Below are 5,143 nucleotides of genomic sequence, written 5' to 3' on the forward strand. Positions count from 1 at the left end.
GCGCGGCCGACGCCCCGGTGGAGGCGACCGCCGCCGAGCACGCGGCGCTGGCCGAGGGGACCTACGTGAGCTCCCGCGCGATGCGCAGCACCTTCCTGTCCGCCATCGACGTCCTGGGCGAGACGCGGGTACGGGCCCGGCCGGACGGGACGATCCTGGTCTCCCCCGGCCCCGACACGTTCGTGCCGACGGTGTACGAGGAGGTCGAACCCTGGGTCTGGCGCGAGGTCGGCGGGCAGAGCACGCTCGCGATGCGCCTCGACGAGGACGGCGAGCGGGTCGACGCGATCGGATACGCGTCGGCGTTCACCCTGATCCGCGTCGACGCCGACCGCGCCTCCGCCGTGGCGCTGCCGGTCCTGCTCGCCTCCCTCGCGGTGCTGCTGGTGGCCGTGCTGTCCTGGCCGGTCGGCGCGGTGGCGCGCCGCGCCCTCTCCCGGCCCGCCCGGGACCGCGCCGGGCGCCTGGCCCGGGTGCTGACCAGGGTCGGCGTCGGCTCGGCGGTGACCGCGCTGCTCTCCTGGGCGGTCGTCATCACCCTGGTCATGGGGCTCCAGGACGTGCCCGCGGCGGCCCTGCGGGCGGTGCAGGCGCTGCAACTGCTCGGCATCCTGGCGATCCTGCCCGCGGCCTGGGTGGTCGTCGACGACGTGCGGCGGCGCGCCGGGTGGAAGCGGTGGACGGGGAGCGCGCTCGTGCTGGCCGCTCTGCTGGGGGTGCAGTGGTTCGCGGTCACCTTCGGCCTGCTCTCTTGGAGCATCTCCTACTGACCCGGAGGCCGGACCCGGGGCCCGCCGGGCCCCGGGTCCCTCCCCCCCGACGGCGGGGCGGCCTCCCCCGAGCGGTGGGGCCGCCTCCTCCGAAGGTCGCAACCGCGATGCCGATCCGCGCCCGATGTGCCGGGGGCGCGGGTTTCGCGAGGCTGGAACCACACCACCGGAAGGAGGGGACCTTGATCCCCGAGCAGACCACCGCCGCCCCGCCCCCGATCCCGGCCCGGCGCCGCCTCACCGCGGCGGCCGCCGCTGCCGGCGCCCTCGCCGTGTTCGCCGCCGGCTGCGCCGCCCCGGCGGCCGGGGACGGCGGTGGCGACAGCGGGAACGAGGGCGTCCCCGCGCCCGCCGCGGCGCCGCCCGCCGCCGAGCTCACCGAACAGGACGTCAACGCCTGGCTCGACGGCGTCGTACCCGGCACCCTCGACTCCTCGGGCATCCCCGGGGCCGTCGTCTCCGTCGTCGCCGACGGGGAGATCCTCACCGTCCGCGGCTACGGGTACGCGGACACCGGCGCCGACGGGGGCGCGCCGGTGCCGGTCGACCCGGAGCGGACCCTGTTCCGGGTCGGCTCGGTGTCCAAGCTCGTCACCGCCACCGCGGTGATGGGCCTGGTCGAGGAGGGCGTCCTGGACCTGGACGCCGACGTCCACGAGTACCTCGACTTCACCGTCCCCACCGCGTTCGACGAGCCCCTCACCCTGCGGCACCTGCTGACGCACACCCCCGGGTTCGAGGAACGCATCAGGGGGATGTTCCTCACCGGGCAGGAGACCACCGACCTGCGCACCTACCTGGCCGAGGACCCGCCCGAGCAGGTGTACCCGCCCGGCACCGTGCCCGCCTACTCCAACTACGGCGTGGCCCTGGCCGGGTACATCGTCGAACGGACCGCGGGGGTGCCGTTCGAGGAGTACGTCGAGGAGGCCGTGTTCGAGCCACTCGGCATGGACTCCTCCACCTTCGCCCAGCCGCTCCCCGAGGGCCTCGGGGACCGGACGGCCTCCGGGTACACCGACGACACCGGACCCGCCGGGGAGTTCGAGTCCGTCCTCGACTCCCCCGCGGGCGCGCTGACCGCCTCCGCCCCCGACATGGCCCGGTTCATGCTCGCCCACCTGGGCGACCTCGACGGGCTGGGGCTGTCCGACGAGACCCTGGAGCTCATGCACTCCCCCGCCCTGGGCGAGGACTCTTTGGGCACCCTCGCCGCCGGGCGGCGCATGACCCTGGGGTTCTTCGAGGAGGACCGCAACGGGCGGCGCGCCCTGGGGCACGGGGGCGACACCATGTACTTCCACTCCCACCTGCAGATCCACCCCGACGACGGCACCGGCGTCTTCGTGTCCTTCAACGGCGGCGGGTACCCGGACGGGCAGGGGTACTTCCTGCGGGAGGAGATCACCGCCGGGTTCATGGACCGCTACCTGCCCCGCGAGGACGGGGCGGCGGCCGGGACCGGCGCCGGGCAGGCCGCGACGGACACCGCCGCCGAGCACGCCGCGATGGCCGCCGGGACCTACATCGGCACCCGCGCCGTCCGGAGCAACTTCCTGGCGGTGCTCGACCTCGTCGGCGGGCTCGACATCCGGGACCGCGGGGACGGCACCATCCTGGTCACCCCCGGCACCTCCACCGGCCACCCCCAGGTGTACGAGGAGGTCGAGCCGTGGCTGTGGCGGGAGGTCGGCGGGCACCGGCTGATCTCCATGCGCGCCGAGGACGGCCGGGTGGAGGCGATCGGGTTCGACCCCGCGAACGCGTTCCTGCGCGCCGGGCCCGCGGTCACCGCCGGGCCGCCGGTCCTGCTCCTCTCGCTGGCGGTCCTGCTCGTGGCCGTGCTGTCCTGGCCGGTCGGCGCCGTGGTGCGCCGCATCCTGAAGCGCCCCGCCCGCGACCGGGCCGGGCGCACCGCCCGGGTCCTCACCCGGGTCGGCGTGTCCTCGGCCGTGGCCGCCGCGGCCGGGTGGGTGCTGGTCCTGATGTCCCTGATGGGGATGAACGAGATACCCGCCGCCGCGCTGCTCGGCCTCCACGTGCTGCAACTGGTCGGTGTGCTGGCGATCCCGCCCGCGGCGTGGGCGCTGGTCGGCGACGTGCGGCGGCGCGCCGGGTGGAAGCGGTACGCGGCCGGGGTGCTGGTGCTGGCGGCGCTGGTGGGCATGGCGTGGTTCGCGCTGTCCTTCGGCCTGCTCTCCTTCGACCCGACGTACTGAGCCGTACCGAGCCGCCGGGCGACCGGGAGGCCGGGGGACCGGGGGACCGGGGGGATCATGTCCATGGACGAACACAGGGAGGAACCGATGGGCGACCGCGACCACGACCCCGTCGCACGGGCGGTGGGGTCGGTACCGGCCTCACCCTTCGCCGGGGCCGCCGCCCTGGCCGACACACTGCTGGACCGGGTGGGGCTGCGCGGGGAGGCCTCCCGGGACACCGCCCTGGCGGTGCTCGTGGGGGCGGCCTCGGTCGGACTGCTCTGGCTGCTGCTGTTCTCGCTGGTGTACCTGGAGGCGGTCGCGCTCCCCCCGGTCACCGGGGTCGCCCTCACCGTCGCCATGGCGGCCCAGTCCCTGCTGCTGGCGGTGCGCCGCCGGTACCCGGTCGGGTGCCTGGTCGGCGGGACGGTGCTCCAGCTGGTGATCACGGCGCTGCTGCCGCCGGAGGTCGGCATCCAGGGGCTCGCGCTGTTCGTCGCCGCGTACACCTGCGGGACCCGGCTGCCCACGCTCCGGCTCACCGGCGTCCTCACGGGCTGCGTCGCCCTCTACTGGGTGGTCGGCTGGCTGGTCCAGGGGCTGCTGGCGGCGCCGGCCGACCTGCCGCCGCTTCCCGACAGCGCCCTGGTGTCGTGGCTGGGGCAGCTGGTCGCGGCCCTCGCGACGTTCGTGGCCCCGGCGGCGGTCGGTGCCTACGTGGGGACGCGGCGCCGCTACATCGACCTGCTGCGGGTGCGCGCCGCCGAGGAGATCCGCGCCCAGCGGGTGCGCGCCGAGTCGGCCATCCGGGCCGAGCGCACCCGGATGGCCCGCGAACTGCACGACATCGCCGCCCACCACCTGTCCGGCATGGTCGTCCAGGCGGGGGCCGCCGAGCGGCTGGTCGGCCGCGACGACGACGCCGCCCGGGAGGCGATGGCCTGGGTGCGGTCCCAGGGCAAGGAGACCCTGGCCAGCCTGCGCTCGGTGGTCGGCGCGCTGCGCGACCCCGCCGAGGACGAGCGCGGCGACGGGGCCGACCACGGCGCGCCCGTCCCGGGGCTGTCCGCCCTGGACCGGCTGGTCGGCACCGAACGCGAACTCGGCACGGAGATCGAGGTGGCGCGCGAGGGCGAGCCCTACGACCTGGCGCCCATCGCCGACGTCACCGCCTACCGGGTGGTGCAGGAATCGCTGTCCAACGCCCGCGATCACGCGGCGGGGGCGCGGGTGCGGGTGCTGCTCCGGTACCGTCCGGACAGGTTCGTGCTGGAGGTGGCGAACGGTCCCGGCGGCCCCCGGGCCACCGAACGGGAACACCGCGGGCTGGGCGTGCTGGGCATGCGCGAACGCGCCCAGGTGGTGGGCGCGGCACTGGAGGTCGGGCCCGCCGACGACGGAGGATGGCGGGTGCGCTGGGAGATGCCGATGGAGGCGCCGATGGGTGGGGGCGAGCGTTGATCAGGGTGCTGCTGGTGGACGACCAGGCCATCGTCCGGGCCGGGTTCCGGGTGATCCTCGACATGGCCGACGGCGTCGAGGTCGTCGGCGAGGCCGGTGACGGGCCGACGGCGGTCGAGCTGGCGGACCGGCTCAGACCCGACGTGATCTGCATGGACGTGCGCATGCCGGGTGGCGACGGGTTGTCCGCGACCAAGGAGATCCTGGAGCGGGCCGCCCGGCGGACCGGGGAGCGGCCGCCGGAGATCCTCGTGATCACCACCTTCGACCTCGACGAGTACGTGTTCGGGGCGCTGGAGGCGGGGGCCGCGGGGTTCGTCCTCAAGGACACCGACCCCGACGACCTCGTGGAGGCGGTCCGGCGGCTGGCCGGCGGCCAGGGGCTGATGGACCGGTCGGTGACCCGCCGGGTCATGTCCGAGTTCGCCCGCCGCCGGCCCCCGGGCGGCGCCGACCCGGACGCGCTGGGGCTGCTCACCGCCCGCGAGGCGGACATCGTGCGGCTGCTGGCGCAGGGGATGTCGAACGCGGAGATCGCGGAGGCGCTGTTCATCGAGACGAGCACGGTGAAGTCGCACCTGACCCGGGCGATGGCCAAGATCGGTACTCGGGACCGCCTACAGACGGTCGTCTGGGCCTACCGCACGGGTGTCGCCCGCCCCTGACGGGGGATGGGTCGGTGTGCGGGCATGTCGCGTTGTCGACATGCCC

General features: G+C 75.4%; 3 protein-coding genes and 1 pseudogene. All 4 read left to right on the forward strand.

Annotated elements, in window-relative coordinates; all coding sequences use genetic code 11:
* A pseudogene (locus tag ACJOT3_RS32280) lies at window positions 1-770 on the forward strand (serine hydrolase domain-containing protein); the annotation flags it as partial.
* Between the two features lie 182 nt (window positions 771-952).
* On the forward strand, window positions 953-2,989 hold the full coding sequence (locus tag ACJOT3_RS32285; protein WP_406976920.1) for a serine hydrolase domain-containing protein: 2,037 nt from the start codon (window positions 953-955) through the stop codon (window positions 2,987-2,989).
* Window positions 2,990-3,052: 63 nt separating this feature from the next.
* The gene (locus ACJOT3_RS32290) at window positions 3,053-4,432 is read left to right on the forward strand and encodes a sensor histidine kinase (protein ID WP_406976921.1); all 1,380 of its coding nucleotides are present in this window, start codon (window positions 3,053-3,055) and stop codon (window positions 4,430-4,432) included.
* A complete protein-coding gene (locus tag ACJOT3_RS32295; RefSeq protein WP_406976922.1) occupies window positions 4,429-5,097 on the forward strand; it encodes a response regulator in 669 nt (222 codons plus the stop codon). Before ACJOT3_RS32290 ends, ACJOT3_RS32295 begins: the two co-directional genes overlap by 4 nt.
* Window positions 5,098-5,143: the final 46 nt, after the last annotated feature.

It is taken from the genome of Nocardiopsis protaetiae, from assembly GCF_045446735.1.
Taxonomy (GTDB): domain Bacteria; phylum Actinomycetota; class Actinomycetes; order Streptosporangiales; family Streptosporangiaceae; genus Nocardiopsis; species Nocardiopsis protaetiae.

Excerpts from the sequence above, each read along its gene's own strand:
- ACJOT3_RS32290 (WP_406976921.1), top strand. The coding sequence starts at position 3,053 with ATGGACGAACACAGGGAGGAACCGATGGGCGACCGCGACCACGACCCC.